Consider the following 24,324-nt stretch of genomic DNA (forward strand, 5'->3'; position numbering starts at 1 on the left):
CAGATTTACTGAAGGCTTTTTAAGCTTTGGAGATTTATCCGTATTACTTTTTACTCAATATGTAGTAATCATAAGGCTGCAAGGTTAGTGTAGCACCTAAAGCCATATCTTCATTCTTCATCACATTGCTCCAACTTGCACTAGATACTGATGTCGGCACATTGTAAGTAACTGCGGAATTATTGGCATTCACAATTACCAGCACTTCCTTGCCATTATAAATCCGTTTAAAAACCACAATTGAAGGATCTGCGATTGTTTCTATGCTTCCACGCTTAACTGCATCGCTTCCATTCTTAAAAGCAATCAACTTTTTATATTCCACTACCATGTCCGGGTTTGTCGTCCAATCAATCGGATCGTGTTCAAAGAACGACAACTTTTTAGTGCTTCCTACCTCCTGGCCATTATATAGCAGTGTACTTCCACCCATATACGAAGCCAACACAAATGCCGCCATGGAGCCTTTTTTACCACTAAATAAACCCATTGGGGTATCGTCCCAAGCTGTTTCATCATGATTGGTGGTGAATCTTAGTTTGGTAAATCCTTCAGGAATATTCGTTAATTCCTGAGCATTGGTGGTAAATAAAGTCGCATCAGCCTGAGTTCCCTTAAACACATCTTTCAAGGTTTTATAATAATCCCAGCCATAGTTCAACTGAAAACCTGCATTAAAGTGGTTGGCCCTGCTTCCTTCAGCAAGCAAAACCAGCTTACGGTTATCAAACTTCTTTAAGGTATCAATAGCTTGTTTCCAGAAGTCATAAGGCATAAGATCAGCCGCATCGCATCTGAAACCATCAATATTTGTCGCTAATACCCAATATTTCATTGAACGGATCATTTCCTTGCGCATATCCTGATTGTTATAATCAAGAGCAGCCACATCTGTCCAATTAGTATTAGGAGGTGGGATAATATTACCGCTCGCATCCTGTTTATACCAATTTTTGTTGGCGATCCATGGGTTATCCCAAGCCGTATGATTAGCCACCCAATCAATAACAACGGCCATATTGCGGTTATGCGCTTCTTTTACAAGTGTTCTAAAATCTTCAAGGGTACCGAACTCAGGATTTACTTCCTTGTAATTTTTAACCGCATAAGGCGAACCCAGACCACCGGCCGATTTTAATTGACCAACCGGATTGATAGGCATAAGCCATATTACATTTACGCCTAAATCTTTAATTTGATCTAAACGATTTTGAACCCCTTTAAAGTTCCCTTCGGCGCTGAAACCACGTAGATTTACTTCATACATTACCACATCTTTGGTATCAGGTATTCCTTGGTAAGGAGCTGCATATACAGGTGGATCAACAGGTTGCTGCACCGGAGGTTTTGTCGGCGGTACAGGATCATCTCCTTTTTTGCAATCGAAAAAAGAAAATGATAACGCGAGGATTGCGTATACAAAAGTCATTTTACTTGGCATGGCTATATATTTCATATAAACATTAAGGCTTATTAGTATAAAGATCTATTTATAAGAAATAACAATGTTAAACAATAATTTAAAAAAGGGCGGGTCACAGCCAGCGAAACCGCCCTCACATTACACTAATTCTTTAAAACAGTGTAGCTGTACTTGTAAGGAGCATTAGCTTTGCTTAGGCTAATGGTAACCGTATAATTTCCATCTTCAGGAATACTGATAGCATCATTTGTTTGAATCAACTCCCCTACCAGATCGCCACTTGCAGCCGGACCAAAATTGATATCCCAACCATCATTTGCACGGAATTTCAACGCTCCTGCTTTTAAGTTAAGTTTCACCGACCACTCATCTTTGTTCACATTGTAAGTCATTGGTGTGGATGCGTCCCAATTACTTGGAGTAGCAGTACCAATTACCCCCCATGTGCTTATCAAAGTGATCTTGTAAGTAAGGTCGTTTATGTTTGCTTCAAGCTTATAAACCCCTGCTTTATCAACTGACATACTACCAGCTCCACCATCAGTGGTTAATTTTCCGTCAGATGCATAGCCGTAATTGATATGGTTCCAGTCAGGTGCTGAGGTAAATTTCAAATCAGTTCCAGAGCTGATATACACATAACCTTCGAACTTACCGTCTCCAATATCTGTCATTTTTGGCGCCTGATCAGGTTTATATCCCTGATAACCACCAGGAACCCATAAACGAACCGGTTCAGGAATTGGAGGTTCTTCGACGATTGCTTTGAAAGGAGTTACTGTTAACTTAACAATCTGTGATATAACTGATTTTTGATTATTGATCGACGCACCTATGCGAAGTTCAATTTCCGAAGCCTGATTCTCAGGCAAATGAAGCTGATCCAATAATTTTTTATTCAGATCGCTCATCACTATTGCTAATTGACCACTATTGCTTGAACCTATTGAAATGGGTTGCGAAAATTGTCTCGAAGCCAAATCGGCTTCTACATTATAACTTACTGCGGTTGTAACCCCATAATCGGCTTGCTGCCACTTAATTTTTACAGTATCAGTAAGGTTAGTTTCCGTTATTTCAACAACGCTTCCAACTGAAGGATTGGTAATTACAGGAGCTTTAATGTCTTCTGCAATCATTGGCCCTACTGCTTCTTCTTTCTGACAAGAGAAAAGTGCTATACTCAGAAGCAACAGTGTATAAAATTGCTTTTTCATCTTTATATCTTTTTTGATGTAAATCGATGATGGCGTTTTATTTCGTTAAGTCGAGGGAGAAAACGCCATGCATCTGCATTTATCTTAATAACCCTGATTTTGAACTAAATTAGTATTGATGGCCATATCGGCAGCAGGAATTGGGAACAGGTTAAAATGTGCATCAGTACCAGCTCCAGCTTTAACATTTCCTTTCCAGTCCCACAAATACGATGAGCCGGTAAACTTCTCAAAGCGAATTAAGTCGGTTCTGCGATGACATTCCCAGTACAATTCTCTTCCTCTTTCATCCAAAATGAAGTCCAACGTTAACCCTGCCGCTCCAATGTTTCCAGTAGTGTTTCCATAAGCACGCTCACGAACTTTATTTACCAACGAAACTGCAGTAGCCAAATCACCTCCTGAACCGCCTCTTTTCACTGCTTCAGCATACATCAGATACACATCTGCCAGGCGGAATAGAGGAAAGTCGGTATCAACGAATGTTCCGTTCTGACCCGGCTGACCGGTTGAGGTAACGTTTCTGAACTTGGTACATAAATAACCTTCTTTAAACTGGTTAGGGTGCTCAATCTCCAATGAAACTTGTCCATCGGTATGGATCATGGCACGTTTATCAGCGGCACCGGTTACATCAGGGAATTTGCTCACAAAAGCACCTGTAAATCGGTTACCTGCCCAAGGACCAGCCGGAATTCCGAAGACATTGGCGTAATCCATGTTACCTCCGGTTTCGGCATGAATTATATAGGTCATACCTCCATAATTGCGGGTATTGTTACCATCCTCGGCAATTGGGAAAATGATCTCATTGCTCCATTTATGGTTATCGGCGAGGAATAGTTCATTGTATTTAGGGTGAAGTGTGTATCCTGCCCCGATAATTTTATTACAGTAGGTTAAGCACTCGGTATATTTCGGATGTCCTTTACCTAAATACACTTCAGCGTTTAAATACATTTTAGCCAATAACATCCAGGCAGCAGCCTGATCAGCCCGAGCATATTCGTTGGTTTTAGGTGCAGCCAGCGTTGGGATAACAGCCTCTAACTCCGATTCGATGTATGCGAACAATTCTGCTCTGCTGATTTGCTTAGGGATAAATGCACCGGTTTTATCTGCATCAGTTACAAAAGGAACATTTCCCCATAAATCCATCGCATAGTAATAATACAAGGCTCTAAGGAAACGGGCTTCAGCCAGATACTTGGTAACATCACTTTTTAATGGATCTGAAAGACCATCAACTCGTGGTTTTACCGAACGGATATATTCATTACAGTAAGAAATATTGATGAATATTCGCTGATACATTAAGTTCACGTAGCTATTGGCATCAGACCAAAGCATGCCATGATACTCTACCAAACCACCGTCGCCCCATGCGTTGATACACTCGTCGGTAGTTACTTCCTGCACGTTGAAATATCCGCGCAAGAAAGAAGTGGTTCCTTCATCAGGAGCCGAAAGTTCCGGCTGCCCAAATTCGCCTCTCTGACCTGTTAAAGTAAGACCACCGTATAACTTTGCCAGCACCTGTTTGTAGGCTTCGGGCTTGTCATAGAGAGAGGCTGATGAAATAATCTTTTTATCTGTTGGAACTGTATCCAGATCATTGATACACGACGACATCATCAGTCCTGTGGCCATGAATGCGATCGTGAGAAATTTATATTGTTTCATTTGGAATAAGCTTTTTGATGATTAAAAATCACAATTAAGACCTAATTGGAATGTTCTTGAACGTGGGAAGAAATTATTATCCAAACCACCACTGATCTCAGGGTCTAATCCTTTATAATCAGTAATTACAAAGGCATTCTGAACATTTACATTAAGACGAAGGTTAACCTTTTGGTGGTACATAGCCGGCAAACGATAACCCAGACTAACATTGTCCAAACGGAAGTATGATGCATCCTGAATGTAATAATCAGAGGTATTGGTTTTTAAAGCAGTGGTAAAACGAGTATCTGAAGCCGATAATGTTTGATTTCTTAAATAACCTAAGGTCGAATAGAATCCATTATAAGTACTGTTAGCTGCTACGTTGTTGTAGTTCCAGTTCCCTAAACTCCATCTTCCAAATGCGGAGAAATCCCAACGTTTGTAGTTTAAAGTGGTGCCTATACCCATCAAAACAGCTGCATCAGGTTTATGGAACACATATAAATCGCTGGTATTAACTACACCGTCATTGTTTCTATCTACATAAACATCTTCCATTGGTCGGCCATCACGATCGTACACCTGCTCATATACATAATAAGAGTTAATCGGATAACCTACTTTTTGCACCTGAATGGTTCCTGAGGTTGTTCCAGCAATACCGCCTACCATTACTTCGTAGTTAGGATCACCTGTTAAACTCAGGTTGGTGATTTTGTTCTTATTGTAAGAAATGTTATAGCTAACGTTCCATTTTAAGTTTGGTTTCGAAACAATTTTTGCATTAGTTGTAAACTCAACCCCACGGTTTTCCATATCACCAACGTTAGTAAGTACACGCGCCGAAAAATTGGTTCCTGCCGGAACGTCAACAATACTTAAAAGATCTTCCGTTTTTTTCTGATAGAAATCTAAGGTACCAGTGATTCTGTTATCCCATAAACCGTAATCTAACCCGATGTTAGCTGTTTTCGTCGATTCCCATTTAATATTGGCATCGTATCCATCGGGACGTAAAGTGTTATAAAATGAATTACCAAACTGATAGCGGGCAGCATTATCACTAATGGTGTATTTGGCTAAATAAGGATAATTGTTACCGTTATTTAAGTCCTGTTGACCGGTAGTTCCATACCCCACACGTAATTTCAAGTCCGAAACTGTTTTACTGTCTTTGAAGAAATCATCGTTCATTTTCCAGGCAACAGCCACTGATGGGAATAATCCCCAACGGTTTTCAGATGAGAAACGTGAAGTAGCATCATCACGCAGGGTGAAAGTCACTAGATATCTGTCTTTAAACGTATAGTTTAATCTTCCGAAGAAGGATACTAAGTAATACTCAGAACTATAAATATTAGGTTCGGTTTTAGCAGTTGCTGCAACATTTGTTGACGAATCAGCACCTTCTCTGTAGAAATGCGACCATGAATAACCACCCATTACTTCCACTTTACTCTGAAGTTTTTCTAATGGTTTCGCGTAGTTTAAGTAGAAGTCAAGCAGTTGATTTCTACGCGTTTCTTCATAAGGGTTAATTCTTCCACCTGAAACGGATGGAGAATTTATCCACTGAGTATTATCTTTTACGTTATTATGACCTTGTGATCTTGCATAATCATAACCTACGTTCAGGTTGGCATGCAATTCTTTCAAGAACGGTATTTGATAATCAGCCTGTGCATTACCTATACTTCTTTTAACTACTGAGGTATTATCCGTTAATTCTAACTGGGCAACCGGATTAGCTGTAGCCAATGGCACAGGATCTCCGTTTAAGGTATTATCCTGGGTCCAGGTGGTATACCCTCTCCAACGGTCGTTACCATTTAAAACAGGCTTGGTTGGATCATAGAAGACCGCGTTAGCAATGGCTCCCTGATCAGCAAAGTTGTTAGTGTTATACAGTCCCTTTACATTGAAGGTCATTTTCAACGTATTTTTCAGGAAATTTGGTGTCGCATTCAACGCCAAGGTAGTTCTTTCGAAATTATACGTTTTCAGTGTTCCATCGGTATTATTATAACCAAACGAAACACGATAAGGCATTTGCTTTAATTTGCCCGAAAAAGCCAAATTATGATCCTGTCCAAAAGCATTTTGGTAAATAGCGTCCTGCCAATTAGTATTGGCGGTACCTAACAATGATAATACTGGAGTTTGGCCGGCATATAATTGATTAACCAAGGCACGATATTCATCACCGGTATACACATCAACCTGATTAGGTACAGTGGCTAACGACGTGGTTAAGCCGTAGCTTAATTTAAATTTATCACCGCCTTTTTTAGTGGTAATTAAAATAACACCGTTTGAAGCTCGTGAACCATAAATTGCTGTTGCTGAAGCATCTTTTAAAACCGTTACATTTTCAACGTCATTCGGATTAATTGATGATAAGATGTTGGGCGCCCCACCCATAGGTGTGTTATCAACCGGAACATTATCAATAATGATTAAAGGATCGTTACTGGCGTTTAAAGAAGCTCCTCCACGAATACGAATAGTTGAAGTATTACCGGGAGCGCCACTTATTGAAGTAACCGAAACCCCTGCAATTCGGCCCGAAATCGCATCCTGAACCGAGTTTACAGCCCCTACGTTAAAGTCTTTATTAGAAAGGGTTCCAACAGCTCCTGTTAAGTCTTTTTTCTTGGCAGTACCATAACCTACCACCACCACCTCGGTCAGCATTTTAGATAATGGTTTTAGGTAAAGATAAATTTGGGTATTTGCATTAACCGTTATTGTTTTTTCAATAACCTCATAACCCAAAACTGTCACGATAACAGTAGATTGACCAAGGGGCAAACCCGAAATCTTAAAATCTCCATCGGCGTTAGTAGCCGATTTAATAGATGTGCCCTTAATTGCTACTCCGGCAAAAGGCATTGGTAAGTTTTCATCGTCGAAAACACGGCCGGAGAGTGTTCCCGTTTGTGCAAATGTTATCAGCGAAACTAATAACAAGCACAAGGTTGCTCCGTACTTAAAAAGGTAAAGTTTTCTCATTGGTTGTAATACATTAATAAAATTGGTCGAATAATTTATTGCAAGCACTACTGGCTATGCTTAGCAATGTCAAAAGAAGGGAGGTTACGGATTGATTACAATCAATATAAAGGGCAATATTGATGAATTCAGAGAAATATAAAACTATACCACTGAATGTCAATTACTTATAACGATACTCAATTCTGGGAATATCGATTTTTAAAATGAAAATATTGTTCTATACAGACTGGATTTTCATAATTTGAGCTTCAAAATCGTCGTTAATTACCAATGATTTTTTCTTTATGCGGGTTTTATAGGCGTAAATAGTATTCACCGAGTAATCCAAAATTTTAGCAATACGGTCATTATCGGTAATGCCAATTCTAATTAATGCAAAAATGCGGAGTTCAGCATTCATTAATTGGCCATCTTCCAGCTTGATTTTATCTTCATCTTTCAATAGAGCATTAAAGCCTGAAACGAAATTCGGGAACAGTTTTAGGAATACTTTATCAAAGCTTAGGAATAAACCTTCGCGCTCCTTATGCAGATCAACTTTTGATAAAGTGCTTTTAAGATCATCGCCTTTACCTAATAAAAGCTTCTGTTCAATTGATTTTTTAAAGCGTTCTAGCTTATCAATGTATTCAGAACAGATGTTAAAGTAGTAAACAATATATTCGTCTTTAATTTTATTGGCCTCCTTCAACAAATCATTGGTATGCTGAAGGCTGGCATTAGCCATTTTAATAATCTTATCAGCTGCTTTTAGCTTTTTAAGCTGACGAATGGTGATGAAAATAAAGGCAACAACGGCTAGGAAAAGAACAGTTGCAAGTATAGAGTAAACTAACAGCAATTTCCGTTGATGTTCAACTGTGCTTAGCTGCTGTCCTTCAATAATCGGCAAAATGGCCCCAATCTGTATTTCCCGGTGACGGGCACCATAATAGGTGGCATCGGCCAAAGCCTGCTTAATATACTGATAGGCTGTTTGGGTATCTCCTTTTTTGTATAAAATATCTGCCAGATTTAAAATCGCTACCGTTTCCTTGGTTGCAGATTTCACGTCGGCGATGGCTGCTTTTACCAATAACTCTATCGATTCTTTTTCATGACCAGAGTTGGCATAGATAAAACTCAAACTGCTAGCATTAATTGCGTATTGATGGGGAGTTAGATTTTTAAACTTTAAAATTTGCTCATAATTTTGAGTAGCTCCTTCCATATCACCATTTCGAAGGTTTTTTAGTCCCTGTAATGAGAGATAGTCATAAGAGTTCTTATTGCAGATGGCCATTGCCGAGTCGGCTAGCGCATTACCTTGTTGATTATAATTGATTGTATAGTATTTGTCTTTATGAAAATCGGCTAAATCGAAATAATAGCGTGCAAATAATGAGTAATACTCCACTTTTGCTTGTTTCGTCAACTCATTAGGATGAATCGACTGTAACACATCAAAGGTCTCTTTAAACATGCCCGATGAAAGCAAAATAAACCCCAGCTTAAGTTTCACCTCTTCTGTTTTCTGCTTATCGTTAATTTGTAATGAAACCTCCTGAAGTTTTTTAGCATAACAAAATGCCGAATCATAATTAAAGGTTTTGTATTCTTCGTATAAATCGGAACAAACAGCATAAAGGCGTGCCGCTGTTAACTCTGAGCCTTTCTCAAGCTCGTTTTTAGTTTGCTCAATCCTTTTGAGCTTGATCGATTCATACGCTGATTTCTTCTCTAAAGCATTATTCAACTCTTTGAATAGGCTATCGGTGGTATCGGCAAAAACGGTTTGTGAGCATAAAAGTCCGACAGCGAGAAAAAACAAATACTTCATATAATCAATCAAGTGATAAACTGGTTAGAAAAAATTAGAGGCCTAAATTAAAATCCTTTTAATAATTCTATTAATATTTTTTTGTTTCAGGTTGATATTTATCATTTACATTATCATGCTTTAACATTAACTTACCTTCATTTCTGATCATCTTTTTCGAAATTAATTCTAGACGTAAACCCTTTCAACAAATACCTAAATGCAGCAAACACCGCTTCCCGAATCAGGCTTAACCGATGAAGAAGTAATTAACTCAAGAAAATTGCATGGAACCAATAAAGCAGAGCATAAAGAATCATCAGGCTTATTGATGGCTTTGAAAGAAGCTGTACTTGAGCCAATGTTTTTGATACTTGCTGTTGCCACCTTGTTGTATTTTTTGATGAATGAACCACGTGAAGGCTTCTTCTTGTTGGCAGCCATTGCAATGGTAGCAGCAATATCTATATGGCAAGATTACAAGAGCCGTACTGCCCTAAATGAATTAAAAAAGCTCACTTCAAACAAAGCCAGTGTGATCAGAAATGGCGAAAGGGTAAGCATTGATATCGAAGAAATTGTGATCGGGGACTTACTGGTTAGCGAAGAAGGTGATCTGGTAGCTGCCGATGCCATGATCATACAATCAAATGATTTTTCTATCAACGAATCAATTTTAACCGGTGAAGCCTTTGCTATACAAAAAAATAGTGACGATGGAAACTCACAACTGTTTCAAGGCACTACGGTAATATCAGGTTTGGCTATTGCCCGAGTGAATGCTATTGGTTCAAATACCCAATTAGGGAAAATTGGAAAATCCCTTACTACCATAAAAACAGATTACTCTCCGCTCCAAAAGCAAATTCAAAACTTTGTTAAAAAGATGGCAATTGCCGGAGTTATTGTATTTGTGTTGATATGTTTGGTCAATTATGTACGCGGAAACAGCATTGCTGAAAGTTTGTTGAAAGGACTCACATTGGCCATGTCCATTCTTCCCGAAGAAATACCGGTTGCCTTTACCACTTTTATGGCTATTGGAGCCTGGCGCTTAATAAACATGGGTATTGTTGTTAAACAAACGCAAACCGTTGAGACCTTAGGCTCAGCAACTGTTATTTGCACCGATAAAACCGGAACCATCACCGAAAACAGAATGGAACTCGCTCGGGTTTATGCATTTAACTCGAAAAAGGTATTTCTTGAGAATGAGTTTAACCAAGCCGATGCAATTACTGTAATTACTTATGCGATGTGGGCCAGTGAGCCAATTCCGTTCGACCCAATGGAAAAATCGCTGCATACTGTTTATCAAAAGCTTAGTTCAACTGATGTTCGACCCCAATACAGTATGTATCATGAATATCCTCTTTCGGGAAAACCTCCAATGATGACGCATATTTTTGAAGATGGATCGAAAAACAGAATTATTGCCACCAAAGGAGCGGTAGAAGCAGTTCTGGCATGTTCCATTCTTTCAGAAAAAGAAGCAAACGAGGTAAATCGTATAACACGAGGATTATCGGCGCAGGGTTATCGTGTTTTAGCGGTGGCTACCACCGATTTTTCGCCTGATACCTTTCCGGAAACGCAACAGGCATTTAAATTCAATTTCATCGGATTAGTGGCATTTTTCGACCCTCCCAAAGAAAACATTAAACAAACCTTTGAAAGCTTCTATAAAGCTGGCATTAATGTTAAAATAATAACCGGCGACAATGCAGAAACAACAGGAGCTATTGCCCGTTTAACCGGTTTTAAAGGAGTCGAAAATGCTCTTACCGGAAATGAATTGATGCTATTAAATGATGCCGAAGTACGAGATCGGGTTAAAACTACCAACCTGTTTACCCGAATGTTTCCTGATGCAAAGCTTAGAATTATTAAAGCGTTGAAAGAAAACAATGAGATCGTGGCAATGACAGGCGACGGCGTAAACGACGGACCAGCCTTAAAAGCAGCGCATATTGGAATAGCTATGGGTAAAAGAGGCACCGAAATAGCGAAAAAGGCTTCTTCCTTAATTCTCGTAGATGATGACTTAAATAAGATGATCGATGCGGTTGCTATGGGAAGGAAAATTTATAACAACCTGAAGAAAGCTATTCAATACATCATTTCAATTCATATCCCTATTATTTTAACGGTTTCAATACCTCTTTTTTTAGGATGGAAGTTCCCTGCTATTTTCAGTCCGGTTCATGTAATTTTTATGGAACTAATCATGGGACCAACGTGTTCGATTATTTACGAAAACGAACCCATTGAGAAAAACCTGATGGTGCAAAAACCAAGAAAAATGACAGACACATTCCTTTCTATCAAAGAATTAAGCATAAGCATTTTCCAAGGCCTTATGATTACGGCAGGCTCACTTTATATCTATCAATTCGGGGTTCACCACCAGTTTAATGAAAACTTAACCCGCACATTGGTATTCACTACATTGATCATCGCCAATGTATTTCTTACCCTTTCTAACCGCTCATTTTATTATTCATTTATTTACACATTACGCTACAAAAACAAGCTGATGCCCATTGTAATAGGTGTTACGCTAGCACTCCTATTCTTCTTATTAAACATTCAATACCTGATCGATCTTTTTCATTTCGAAAAACCCGACAATCAACTTTTGATCAAGAGTTTCTTAATAGGAATGCTCACTGTAATACCTTTTGAATTGTACAAGCTTGCAAAACGATTAAAAATTTCGGCCCCAACCAATTAGGAACTTTCTTTTAGGAATGATTTTTATGCTAATTTCCATTACCAATCAATTATTAAAATTATGACGCTCACAAAAATTAATGACCTATTAGGCGAAAAGGCCGAATTTCTGTTAAACCATCAACCTAAAATTTCAAAAGAAACTCTTCATCTTCCGGGCCCTGATTTTGTTGACCGGCTTTTTACTGGAAGTAATCGATCAAATCAGGTTTTACGAAGTATTCAAACCCTTTACGGGCATGGCCGATTATCTAATACCGGGTATTTATCAATTCTTCCGGTAGATCAGGGAATAGAACATACTGCTGGAGCTTCGTTTTCTCCTAATCCAATTTATTTCGATCCGGAGAATATTGTAAAATTGGCTATTGAGAGTGGCTGTAATGCAGTTGCTTCAACTTTTGGAGTATTGGCCTCTATTTCCCGAAAATATGCACATAACATCCCTTTTCTGGTTAAGATCAATCATAACGAGCTGCTCACCTATCCCAACAAATTTGATCAGATTTTATTTGGAAGTGTTGAAGATGCCTGGAATATGGGAGCTGTTGCAGTTGGCGCCACTATTTACTTCGGTTCAGAAGAATCTTCACGTCAAATTATTGAAATTGCTGCGGCATTTGAACGAGCACATGAATTAGGGATGGCTACAGTTCTTTGGTGTTATGCCCGTAACAATGCCTTTAAGAAAGACGGAATTGATTATCATGTATCGGCTGACATTACCTCACAAGCCAATCATTTGGGAGTTACCATCCAGGCTGATATTATCAAACAAAAACTCCCTGAAAACAATGGTGGGTTTACAGCCATCAACTTTTCTAAGAGTAATCCAAAGATGTATTCCGATTTAAGTTCCGATCATCCAATTGATTTGTGTCGATACCAGGTGCTGAACTGTTATTCCGGAAGGATTGGTTTGATAAACTCAGGAGGAGAATCTAAAGGTGCGAGTGATATGGCCGAGGCAGTTTCAACTGCTATCATCAATAAGCGAGCTGCCGGACAAGGACTGATCATGGGCCGTAAAGCCTTCCAACGACCAATGAAAGAAGGAATTGAATTACTGAATGCTGTGCAGGATGTTTATTTGAATAAAGAAATTACGATTGCGTAAAAATGTCTGGAGAAAGTACAATATTCAGCGGTAATCTACGCGATCAGCGGATGTATATTCTCCCGCAGATAACGCTGATTACCGCTGATCACATAGAAATCCTATTTGAGCTTAATACATTATTTCTGCGAAAATCTGCGCGATCAGCGGGAGTATATTTCTCCTCAGATAACGCTGATTATCGCTAATCAAATAGAAATCTTATTTAAGATTAAGTCATTATTTCTGCGAAAATCTACGCGATCAGCGGGAGGTATATTTTACTATAGATTGCACTTATAGGTAATGATTCGAGATAATCGGGTATGAATGCTTACCTATTTATTAATTTCTTCTTTCAATTTATTATTAATATCAACAATCATTTCGCTTGAGAAATTATCTTTTAGCGAATTCAACCTAAACATTGGCCCCCATTTCTTTTCAAATATGATTGTATACGTCCTTTTACCAAACCAATTGAAACTACTCATTTGATAAATAAGTTCTTCAAACTGAAAGTTTATTGAATCCTTACCTACAAAAGGCCTATAATAATTAATAGTAAGTATTTTCTTTTCCCGATCAACAATAACCTCTTCAATACGGTCCTTTCTAAGTTCAGTTATAATACTTACCAGAAAAACTCCGCCGCTTATATGGATTTTTTCATAAACCGAAACTCCCAATCTATAAAGCAATACATTGACACAAAAAATAACACAAAGAGAAATTGCCATATTAACTAGCAAATAGAGGTAAAATTTATATCTGGATGGTGTTAAGGTTAGGTAGATACTCATATAATTACAAATAAACCTATTAACTATCTGATTATTTCCTGTTTCAACCAATCCCCTAATAATTGCAAAGCCTTTGGTGAAAAGGTTTCCTCTAACGTACTGTATTCATCAACAGTTCCCTTATTGGCTGTTTGGAACAAATGATTTAAACCTTCCATGGCTGCAAAAGTGCAGCGTTTATTTCCTCCTTTATCAAGTGCATTTTTCAGCGCTTCCAAATTTTCTTTGTAATAAACCTGAATATCTTTTGTACCATTCATGGCCAAAACCGGGCATTTAACTTTTTCTAAATAAGGTTTCGGGTCGAAGTTTACAAAGGCAGAAAACCAGGGAGAAAGCCATACACGAATCCGGCTTCGTACAAAAGCATCTTCAGATGGAAAGGCGGTTTTCTCTACTTCCGAAACTTTTGTCCAGTGACGCTCAAAAATCGGCTTCAGCTCCATTGCTTTAGCTAATGAATCTTTAGAAGATGCTAAAACCTCTGCACTCTCTTTGATTGTTTGCAGTTCGGCATCAATACGTTCTTTCCCAATATTATTGGCTTCTAAAATTTGTCGATTTTGTGTTTGGAGCACCTCTACGCCTTTTACTCCAGGGCCAGCTAATAGGACAATTAAAGCTATATCTTTTGATTTTGAAGCAATCATCGGAGCAATATACCCACCTTCACTATGCCCTATTAAAATGATCTTTTTTGCATCAACATCGGTTCTGGTCTTTAAATAGTCAATTCCTGCCACCACATCACCAGCGAAATTATATAACGAAGAATTGGCAAAACTGCCCGTAGATTTCCCAAAACCACGATCGTCAAATCGCAATACGGCAAAACCCTGTTTTGTAAGATAATCGGCTATTACCAGAAAAGGCTTATGCCCGCTAATATTTTCATCCCTATCCTGTGGACCAGAACCTGAAATGAGTACTACAACAGGGTATTTTCCTTCTTTTTGCGGACGGCTAAAAGTTCCCGACAGGTTAACCTTATCCTTCGAATTCGTAAAGCTTACGGCTTCGGAATGATAAGCAAACGGAGGCAATGGTTCTTGCGGAAAATGTTTTTCAGCAACCTCTTTAGATTCGTTCCTGCTTAAATTCAACTCTTTTACCAAACCTCCTTGAGAAAATTTACCTTCAATGATCTGTTTATCTTCTGAATAGATACCCGAATAAGTAAAACCGATCCTATTAATTTTCAATTTGAGTGTATCGGCCTTCAAATTAATTTCATCAACCTCAATACCGTATGCTTTTTGATCTGGACTGTCCATGGTTGCTTTCAATAAGCCGGCTTCATTACTTATGTGAAAGTCGATACGGAGCTGTATACCTACATTAACCGCACCATGCCACGTTCCGGCAATGGTATTATTTTGTGCCCAAGCATGGTTAAAAAAAACAGCAACTAAGGCAATAAGGAATAAGGTCTTTTTCATGGTAAAGGTGAAGGGAATTATTTTAATATCATTTTATAGTGTCCAATTCCAGCTTCTTCAAACCTTTCTCCTTCGGTCACAAAATTATGTTTAAGGTATAAGCCTACAGCTGACTCCTGTGAGTGTAAATAAATCTTCTTTCCATCTTTAGGAATATCTTCTAACACTTTGATCACTAATGCCGAACCAACCCCATGACCCCTGGCATCAGCAATAACAGCAAATCGTTGCAGCTTATAACCTTCATTGGTTTCTATCCAACGTGCAGCACCCACATGTTTACCGTCCAAATCAGCAAGGTAGTGAGTTGCTCCTTCATCGTCATAGTCATCATACTCTAAATCAGCTGGAACGCCTTGTTCTTCAACAAAAACATTTCTCCTGATCTTAAAAACTTCTTCCAGATCGGTACGCGAATGAGCTTGCTTTACTGTTATCATGGCTTAAAAATATAAAAATTGGACGCTTTATCTTCAGGTTACACCATAAAAAACTCGACAACTATAACTCTCAACTTCATATTTTCCTTTTCCTAGAATTCGCATTAATTGTAATGAATTTATATCCCTTATTGAATTCCAGGAAAACAAGTCAAAAAGAAAACCGTCACAAGTGACGGCTTCCTACCAATTATTCAATAAACTTATGAAGTTTCACTATTTAGCTTCGTCAACATCGTCGACAAAAAGGACAAGCAATGAAGCCAATATCATCAGGCCTCCTCCTAATACTAACGTATAGATAGCATGGCCACCGAAAACATGTTTGGTAAGGTATCCCAATAACACTGCACTGATTATCTGTGGAATTACGATAAAGAAGTTAAAAACCCCCATAAAGAATCCCATTTTCTTAACTGGTAAAGAGCCTGCCAGAATTGCATATGGCATGGATAAGATACTTGACCAGGCAAGCCCTACTCCTAACATTGATACCAATAAAAGCTTAGGATCATTGATAAAGAAAACCGAGATCAATCCAATACCACCAGCAAGCAATGAAATAGCATGTACTTGTTTCCTACTCATTGATTTTGCCAACATAGGTAACAAGAAAGCCATAACTGCAGCAAAACCATTATAGGCGGCAAAACAAACCCCAACCCAATCAGCACCTTCGTTATAGGCAGCCGATGTGGTATCGGTGGTACCATAAATTGAACTGGTCACTGCAGAGGTAGTGTAGATCCACATAGCAAACAAGCCAATCCAGGTAAAAAACTGAACAATTGCCAACTGTTTCATGGTTTTTGGCATTGAAAGAACATCTTTAATAAATGATCCTTTTTCTTCAACCATCTCTTGCGCCGCATAACTTTCAAATTGTTCAGGAGGATACTCCTTCGTATTTCCAACCGTCCATAAAACTGCAGCAAGAAAAACTATTGAGCCTAAATAAAATGAATACTTAACAGTTTCAGGAATTTCACCTACACCAGCAGTATTTGACATACCAAACACATTATGGAGCAGATAGGGCAAGGCTGACGCTATTACAGCACCAAGGCCAATAAAGAAGCTTTGCATAGCAAAACCAACGGTACGTTGAGATGATGGCAACATATCGCCTACAAGGGCCCTGAAAGGTTCCATTGAAATGTTAATTGAAGCATCCAGGATCAATAAACAGCCGGCAGCCATCCATAAAACCGATGAATTTGGCATTATGAATAAAGCGAAGGATGATAAAATGGCACCAAGCAAAAAATAAGGCTTTCTGCGCCCCAATCGCCCCCAGGTGTTATCGCTCATATAACCAATCAGGGGTTGAACAAGTAATCCTGCTAAAGGGGCAAAAATCCAAAGAATTGGAATGTCATCCACTTTGGCTCCTAGCGTTTCAAAAATACGGCTGACATTTGCGTTTTGTAAGGCAAAGCCAAACTGAATTCCTAAAAAACCGAAACTCATGTTCCAGATTTGCCAAAATGTGAGTTTTGGTTTTTCTACTAATACTTTTACACTCATAATTAGATTGTTTAGGTTAGCAGAAAATAGCTATTGACATCGCCTTAATTCCCCACAACTATAATCTTTGCTACTTACTGCTTAATGATAAATTGGTTATTATTTGTTTAAATCTGATAGTTTAGATTTTCTGAAATGGTCGAGGCTTCAGCTTCCTATCAACTATCATTTGTTGTTTAATTCATTTTCAAAATCATGCTATTCATAAAAGACATACTTATAGGAATCCCTTTTTGAGCATCATTACTTATTAAATCGGCACCACTTACAGTTACCTTAAATCCAGAGCCTAATAAATCGGTAAATGTGTAACTCTTATTTACGTCAAGTTTCAATAAATCAAAAGCTTCTTTACCTAATTTAATACAAGCATTCATGTTAACCGCTGTATCAAATGAGTTAACTACCAATATACATTCCTTATCAGTATAGCGCAGATAGGAATAGTTCAAATATTGATTATAACCGGCACTCTTTCCTCCTCCGTTTTCAAACTGAAGTTCATAAAAACCACCCGAACGAATTGCATTTTCAGTTTTACAAGTGTTTAGCAGATTACTATAATACTTACGTAGCTTCTTCTGTTCGTCAGATAATCTCCCACCATCAAACTTTCCATTGTTCATCCATTTCTGATGTTCAGGTACTCCCCAGTAATCAAAAATAGTGGTTCGTCCGTCTTCACCACCGAAACCTTCTTCTCCAGAACCGGGCTCGCCTACTTCTTGTCCGAAATAAATCATTATAGGCCCCGTAGAAACAGTTGCGGCAACAGTCATCATCGGAATGCCTTTTTTAGCCTCGCCGGCAAAATCTTTGCTTGCAATACGCTGTTCATCGTGGTTTTCAAGGAAATTGAGCATATGAGACGATATTCCTTTCACATCTTTATTTAATGATTGAGAAATAGCATCGACATTTGTTTTATGCTGAATAACGTACTTCAAGGTATCATATAAGCCGACTTTGTCGTACAGATAATCAAACTTCCCTTTGTCTAAATACAAACTGTAAGCCTTAGGATTATAAGCCTCTCCGATAAACCTTATTTCAGGCTTCGCAGCTTTCACTTCAGAAATAGCATAGTTCCAAAACTCCACTGGAACCATTTCACACATATCACAACGAAAACCATCCACACCTTTATTTGCCCAGAAGAGTAAAATATCCTTCATCTGTTTCCAGGTATTTGGAATTGGTTCGAAATGTGAGGTTCTGTTGTTTTGGTAGTCAACACCATAATTTAGCTTAATGGTTTCAAACCAGTCATTAACAGACGGAGTGGCCGAAAAAACATCATTTCCGGTTGCTTTAGCCGGTAATTCCTTAAACTTTCCATCCTTTAACGGATTCGTGAATCCTTCGCCCCCTGGATTATATCCGGCAGGAACTACAAACGTTTGTTCAGGAAAATAATAGAAATTGTTGTGAGGGTCGAAGCTTTTTGATCGATCATCTTTTTCACCCAAATCGATCACATTGGCAGGTTTAGCATCTGATTTATAAGTGCGGGCAACATGGTTAGGAACAAAATCAAGAATTACTTTTAATCCTTGCTGATGTGTGCGCTTAACCAATGCATCAAATTCATGCATCCTTTTTTTAACATCAACCGCCAAATCCGGATTTACATCATAATAATCTTTGATTGCATAGGGAGAACCCGCCTTGCCTTTAACCACATCCGGATCATCAGGCAGAATGCCATATTTTGAATAATCGGTCATGGTGGCGTGCTCAATAACTCCAGTATACCAAACATGTGAAATACCTAGTTTTTTCAGCTCTGAGAGGGCTTTTTCATTGATATCATTAAACTTACCAACTCCATTTTCTTCAACAGAGCCATTCGTCTTATTTGTTGTAAGTTTATTACCGAACAAGCGGGTCATCATTTGATAAATAATCAGTTTATCATCTGATGATACAGGTTGTTTGTTCATTGTTTGAGCGTAGGTTAGGTTAGCGCCTAACACCAATAGTAGAAGAGCGAAGGCACAAAACTGTTTCTTCATTATTTCTTTTGGCATTTATTAGGAGAGTTGTAAAGGCCGTCGAAACGACCTTTCAACTATTCCCTTTAATAATTACATACTTACAGTTTCAATTAACTCTTACTTAGAAGATACCAGATCTTCTTTTCTGACTTCAATCTCACTGTTTGCAGCTACGGTGTATTCATGTTCATACACGAACAACGAAATTTCTTTATCACTTTGATTTTGAATGGTGGTACCATTCTTATGAGATTTCACTTTAAGTAATGAACCACGGAATCCAACTTTAAACGAGAATGAGTTCCATTTTCCAGGAATGAACGGAGCAAAGTGTAATTGTCCGTTTCGCACCCGCATACCACCAAAACCTTGCACCACCGACATCCAGGTTCCGGCCATACTAGTGGTGTGGCAGCCATCTTCAGTATCGTTATTGTAATCGTCAAGATCAAGACGTGAAGTACGCAGATAAAACTCATAGGCACGTTTTTCATCTCCGAGTTTTGCAGCTAAAACCGAATGCACGCAAGGTGATAAAGAAGATTCATGGACGGTACGAGGTTCGTAAAAATCAAAGTTTCTACGAATGGTTTCTATATCAAACTTATCTTCAAAGCAGAATAATCCTTGCAAAACATCTGCTTGCTTGATAAAACACGAACGAAGGATACGATCCCACGACCATTTTTGATTCAATGGGCGGTCAGATACCGGCAAATCTTTGACAAGAATCTGTTCCTTATCTAAATATCCGTCTTGCTGTAAATAAATGCCCAAGTTTTTATCCTCTGGATAATGCATATTTCCAACTATATGCGACCATTTTTCAAGCTCTGTGTTTTTAAAATTAATCTTTGCAGTAAGAGCCGCATATTTTTCCGGAGACTGCTGACTTACATATTTTAAAGCATGGGCAGCATACTCCATACACCAGCAAGCAATGTAATTGGTGTACCAATTGTTATTAACGTTGTTTTCGTATTCATTTGGCCCGGTAACACCCAACATCACATACTTTTGGCGTTCTGACGACCAATTAACTCTTTGTGACCAAAAACGGGCGATGGCTGTTAGCACTTCTGCTCCGGCTTCTGTTAAATAACCTTCATCACCTGTATAACGGATATAATCATAAATCGCAAAAGCGATAGCCCCATTACGGTGAATTTCTTCAAAGGTGATCTCCCATTCGTTATGACACTCCTCGCCATTCATGGTAACCATAGGATATAATGCAGCTCCCTCTTTAAAACCTAGCTTACCCGCATTTTCAATAGCCCTATCTAATTGTTTATAACGATATAACAACAGGTTTTTAGCCACCTTTTGATCAGCAGTAGCAAGGTAGAAAGGAATACAATAAGCCTCCGTATCCCAATAAGTACTGCCTCCATATTTTTCTCCAGTAAAGCCTTTAGGACCAATATTCAATCGCTCGTCTTCACCGGTATAAGTTTGGTTTAATTGGAAAATATTAAAACGGATAGCCTGCTGTGCAGCAGCGTCTCCTTCAATAACAATATCTGATTCTTCCCATTTGGTAGCCCAAGCTGCAGCCTGCTCTTGTAAAAGTGTTTGGAAGCCTTTTCTTTCAGCAATATCCAAAGCTTTCTTACAAGCAGCCAATAAGTCTTGTGGAGTATGATTTAATGAAGAAACAATAGCGGCATATTTAAACAATACAATTTCTTCACCTTGTTTAGCCTGTACAGTAACTTCATTGGCTACGTATTTTTCCCGTTCAATTGGTTTGCTTTCAATTGCTACAGTTTGCCCGTTTTGAGAAACAGAAAAACGCATTCCGGTACAAACTTCAAAACCTGTTTTGCGGGTCTTTAATGTTAAATAAGCGGCCGTCTTAGTTGCAGATTTATTTACTTCATCCCAAAATTTTTCATCATAATTGGCATCCTGGTTTTTAATATCCCCATCTAAATAAGGAGTTAGCTTAATATTTCCTGAAAAATTTAAAGGAGTTACTGCGTAGCGAATAGCCCCTAAATCATCATTAACAATACTGCAGAACCGTTGTGCAACAACTTTAATTTCTTTACCGCTTTTGAGCTTGGCTATAAAACTACGCTGAAGGTAGCCTTCGCGCATATTTAGCTCCCTGTTAAAGTCTCGTACTTCACAATGTTCAAGGTCGAAGTTTTCCCCTTCAACCTCAACCTTAATACCAACCCAATTAGTGGCATTCAATACTTTGGCAAAGTATTCAGGATACCCATTTTTCCACCACCCTACACGGGTTTTATCAGGATAGTAAACACCGGCAACATAATTCCCCTGCATTGTTTCACCGGCAAAATCCTCTTCGAAATTGGCGCGTTGACCGAAACGACCATTACCCAAACTGAACACACTTTCCGAAATCTTATTGTGTTCACGATGGAAGCCGTTTTCCACTATGCTCCATTCGTTAATTTCAAGATACTGTTTCATGATTCTTTTAATTGAGAGTAATCAGTAACCAGATGTAGCTATCATCAAATTCGATACCTATCCCTAAGTTACTGAATTACTCATTCTTAACTGGCTGTTTATAAATATTTTACTTTACTTAATGTGATCTCAGCTAACGACGAAACAACTGCATTCGCTTCTGTAAGTACCGCTGGCTGTCCGATACCTACGCAGCGCATACCTGCGTTATTAGCTGCTTCAACTCCTGCAATGGCATCTTCAAATACCACACAGACCGAAGCGTCAACATTTAACTCTTTAGCTGCATTTAAAAATACTTCAGGGTCTGGTTTAGCTTTAGTTACTTTATTACCATCAACAATAGCGTCAAAATGTTTATCCAATCCTATTTTGGATAAAATTGTTAACGTATTCTTACTTGCTGAACCAATAGCGGTTTTTATTCCTTCAGCTTTACAGGCTTCAACAAACTCTTTGGCTCCTGGTAAAATATCCTCAGGGGTCATTTGCCCTATAAGCTCAAGGTACCAATCATTCTTTTGAGCGGCCATTTTTTCTTGCTCTGTTGCTGTTGCCGAATAACCACCAATTGCTAAAATGATCTCTAACGAACGAACCCTGCTTACGCCTTTTAATTGTTCATTTTGCTCTTCTGTAAAATCAAAGCCCAATGAATTAGCTAATCGCTTCCAGGCTTTATAGTGATGCACTGCGGTATCTACAATCACTCCATCAAGATCGAAAATGCAAGCTTTTAACTCTTTCATAACTTCTTTTAATTCCTAGTCTCCTGATGATGATTCACAAAGTGTTTCCAATCGCTAACGCTCCGGAATCATCATCCATTAACTAAATTTATTTTCCTAATTCCAACACAACAGTAGTTGTTGCCGAAAGCTTAATTTTGTTTAATTGATTTAATGACTCACCGCTAAGGACATTTTTAGCTTTGGTAAACCCTAACAAACGATCGTTAAAACGACCTGTTTCCAAAATTTGTGGCGTATCATTTGAATTGACAATCACCATTACAGTTTGATTATTGGTATAACGGAAATAGACATAGATCCCGTTTTCTGGTACGTAATGCATTAATTTACCATTTTGTAATGCATCGCTATTTTTTCGGTAGTTAGCTAACGTTTTGAAAAAGGTAAATGCCTCATTCTCACTTGCAGTACGACCTTCGGTAGTAAACTTATTATGTTTATCTTCTGCCCAGCCTCCCTGAAAATCTTCACGAACCCAACCGTCTGGATTAGAAAAATTCTTCATCAAAATCTCAACACCATAATATACCTGTGGAATTCCACGTGTGGTCAATAAAATAGATAAACCAGATTTATATTTATCAAAGTTCTGCCCCACCATTGAAAAATAACGGCTCATGTCATGGTTATCCATAAAGATTACATTCTTTGATGGATCTTTATAAATGAAATCCTGTGACAAAACATCATACAGCTTGCTAACACCGCTCATCCATCCGAAATGACCGTTTAATGATTCATAAATACCTTCCTTTATTGCCACATCTGTAACGCCTGACAATTTGGTATCAAACTTTTGATTGATGGTTGCTCCTCCAGTATAAAACGCCTGACTAACAACAGAGTTAACCAACGCTTCTCCAAAAATACTAAACTGAGGATATTCTAAGTGTACGGCATCCATCCAATTGGCCATAAACTGAAGGTCATTGTATGGAAAAGTATCGATACGAAAACCATCCAAACCTGCATATTCAATCCACCAGATATAATTTTGGGTAAGGTAAGCGGCTACAAACGGATTGCTTTCGTTCATATCAGGCATAGTTGGAACAAACCAACCGTCAACCTGAAGTTTCCAGTCCATATCATTACGGTAAGGGTCCATCGCTGGCTGATCCTTATAGGTTGTTTGTTGGTATTTAGGCCACTGATGCACCCAATCTTTAAATGGTAGATCATTCATAAACCAGGCTTCACTACCACAATGGTTAGGAACAACATCCTTAATAACCTTTAAACCTCTTGAATGACATTCGTCAACATAAGTTTTATATAAATCATTAGTTCCGTAACGTGGATCAATTTTGTAAAAATCTGTTGCTGCGTAACCATGATACGAAGCATTCTTCATATCATTTTCTATTTCAGGAGTCATCCAAATAGCTGTTACACCTAAATCTTTAAGATAATCAAGATGATTAATTACTCCTTTAATATCACCACCATGGCGGGTATAAAGAGAATCTCGGCTCAATGATTGGTCGCGCATACCAGACACTTTATCGTTGCTAGGGTCTCCATTAGAAAACCGGTCAGGCATAATAAGGTAGATAAGGTCTTTATTGGTTACCCCCATCAATTTTTTGTTTGTGGTATTGCGCTGTTTCAGCTCATACGCATAACTCGCCTTACTACCATTAGGAAAAGTAAGTGCAATATCGAACTTGCCTGGTTTAGCAGCAGCAATATCGAAATCTACAAACAGGTAGTTTGTGTTTTCAACTTTATTTACCTTTTTTAAAACTAATCCAGGATATTTAACAGATACGGTAGCAGTGGCAATGTTATCACCATACAGCAAAACCTGCAATTTGGAATTTTTCATTCCAGCCCACCAGAAAGCAGGATCGACCCGCTTTAATGCTGGCGCTTGGGCATAGGCATTAAAGGTTACCCCTGCCAAAAGGCATAGGAGTAAATTATTCAAATACTTCATTACTGGCTGTTATAAAGTTATTAATGGGCCTA

Annotated in this window: 15 protein-coding genes; 2 read left to right on the forward strand and 13 right to left on the reverse strand. The window is 38.5% G+C overall.

What is annotated here, in order from left to right:
- Positions 1-43 precede the first annotated feature (43 nt).
- The 5 genes from NF867_RS01040 to NF867_RS01060 all read right to left on the reverse strand — a co-directional run bounded on the left by NF867_RS01040 (position 44) and on the right by NF867_RS01060 (position 9,142).
- Positions 44-1,456: an alpha-amylase family glycosyl hydrolase gene (locus NF867_RS01040; protein WP_252585680.1), complete on the reverse strand. Its 1,413-nt coding sequence runs from the start codon at positions 1,454-1,456 to the stop codon at positions 44-46.
- 110 nt (positions 1,457-1,566) lie between these two features.
- Entirely contained in the window at positions 1,567-2,640 is a 1,074-nt protein-coding gene (locus NF867_RS01045) for a SusE domain-containing protein (RefSeq protein WP_252585681.1), read from the reverse strand.
- Between the two features lie 84 nt (positions 2,641-2,724).
- Positions 2,725-4,323, reverse strand: coding sequence for a RagB/SusD family nutrient uptake outer membrane protein (locus NF867_RS01050; RefSeq protein ID WP_252585682.1), 1,599 nt, complete (start codon positions 4,321-4,323; stop codon positions 2,725-2,727).
- A gap of 21 nt (positions 4,324-4,344) precedes the next feature.
- The gene (locus NF867_RS01055) at positions 4,345-7,320 is read right to left on the reverse strand and encodes a SusC/RagA family TonB-linked outer membrane protein (RefSeq protein ID WP_252585683.1); all 2,976 of its coding nucleotides are present in this window, start codon (positions 7,318-7,320) and stop codon (positions 4,345-4,347) included.
- A gap of 220 nt (positions 7,321-7,540) precedes the next feature.
- Entirely contained in the window at positions 7,541-9,142 is a 1,602-nt protein-coding gene (locus NF867_RS01060) for a DUF6377 domain-containing protein (protein ID WP_252585684.1), read from the reverse strand.
- Positions 9,143-9,341: 199 nt separating this feature from the next.
- On the opposite strand from NF867_RS01060, the gene NF867_RS01065 reads away from it, so the two are divergent.
- Together NF867_RS01065 and NF867_RS01070 are read left to right on the forward strand one after the other, a co-directional pair.
- Positions 9,342-11,855, forward strand: coding sequence for a cation-translocating P-type ATPase (locus tag NF867_RS01065; protein WP_252585685.1), 2,514 nt, complete (start codon positions 9,342-9,344; stop codon positions 11,853-11,855).
- A gap of 60 nt (positions 11,856-11,915) precedes the next feature.
- Positions 11,916-12,971, forward strand: a complete 1,056-nt coding sequence (locus NF867_RS01070; RefSeq protein ID WP_252585686.1) for a class I fructose-bisphosphate aldolase — start codon at positions 11,916-11,918, stop codon at positions 12,969-12,971.
- Between the two features lie 317 nt (positions 12,972-13,288).
- On the opposite strand, the gene NF867_RS01075 is transcribed toward NF867_RS01070, so the two are convergent.
- The 8 genes from NF867_RS01075 to NF867_RS01110 form a co-directional block, all read right to left on the reverse strand.
- Positions 13,289-13,753 (reverse strand): hypothetical protein, encoded by a 465-nt coding sequence (locus NF867_RS01075; protein WP_252585687.1) that lies wholly within the window; start codon positions 13,751-13,753, stop codon positions 13,289-13,291.
- Positions 13,754-13,776: 23 nt separating this feature from the next.
- The gene (locus tag NF867_RS01080; protein WP_252585688.1) at positions 13,777-15,192 is read right to left on the reverse strand and encodes an alpha/beta hydrolase family protein; all 1,416 of its coding nucleotides are present in this window, start codon (positions 15,190-15,192) and stop codon (positions 13,777-13,779) included.
- Between the two features lie 17 nt (positions 15,193-15,209).
- Positions 15,210-15,632, reverse strand: coding sequence for a GNAT family N-acetyltransferase (locus NF867_RS01085; protein ID WP_252585689.1), 423 nt, complete (start codon positions 15,630-15,632; stop codon positions 15,210-15,212).
- Between the two features lie 216 nt (positions 15,633-15,848).
- The gene (locus NF867_RS01090) at positions 15,849-17,159 is read right to left on the reverse strand and encodes an MFS transporter (RefSeq protein WP_252585690.1); all 1,311 of its coding nucleotides are present in this window, start codon (positions 17,157-17,159) and stop codon (positions 15,849-15,851) included.
- A 176-nt stretch (positions 17,160-17,335) separates the two neighbouring features.
- Positions 17,336-19,174, reverse strand: a complete 1,839-nt coding sequence (locus NF867_RS01095) for an alpha-amylase family protein (protein WP_252585691.1) — start codon at positions 19,172-19,174, stop codon at positions 17,336-17,338.
- A gap of 99 nt (positions 19,175-19,273) precedes the next feature.
- Positions 19,274-21,601, reverse strand: coding sequence for a glycoside hydrolase family 65 protein (locus NF867_RS01100; protein WP_252585692.1), 2,328 nt, complete (start codon positions 21,599-21,601; stop codon positions 19,274-19,276).
- Between the two features lie 98 nt (positions 21,602-21,699).
- Positions 21,700-22,350 carry a beta-phosphoglucomutase gene (gene pgmB / locus NF867_RS01105; protein ID WP_252585693.1) on the reverse strand — a complete coding sequence of 217 codons (651 nt, stop codon included), beginning with the start codon at positions 22,348-22,350 and terminating at the stop codon, positions 21,700-21,702.
- 88 nt (positions 22,351-22,438) lie between these two features.
- Positions 22,439-24,292: a glycoside hydrolase family 13 protein gene (locus NF867_RS01110; protein WP_252585694.1), complete on the reverse strand. Its 1,854-nt coding sequence runs from the start codon at positions 24,290-24,292 to the stop codon at positions 22,439-22,441.
- Positions 24,293-24,324 lie beyond the last annotated feature (32 nt).

Source organism: Solitalea agri (assembly GCF_023914155.1).
Classification (GTDB): Bacteria; Bacteroidota; Bacteroidia; order Sphingobacteriales; family Sphingobacteriaceae; genus Solitalea; species Solitalea agri.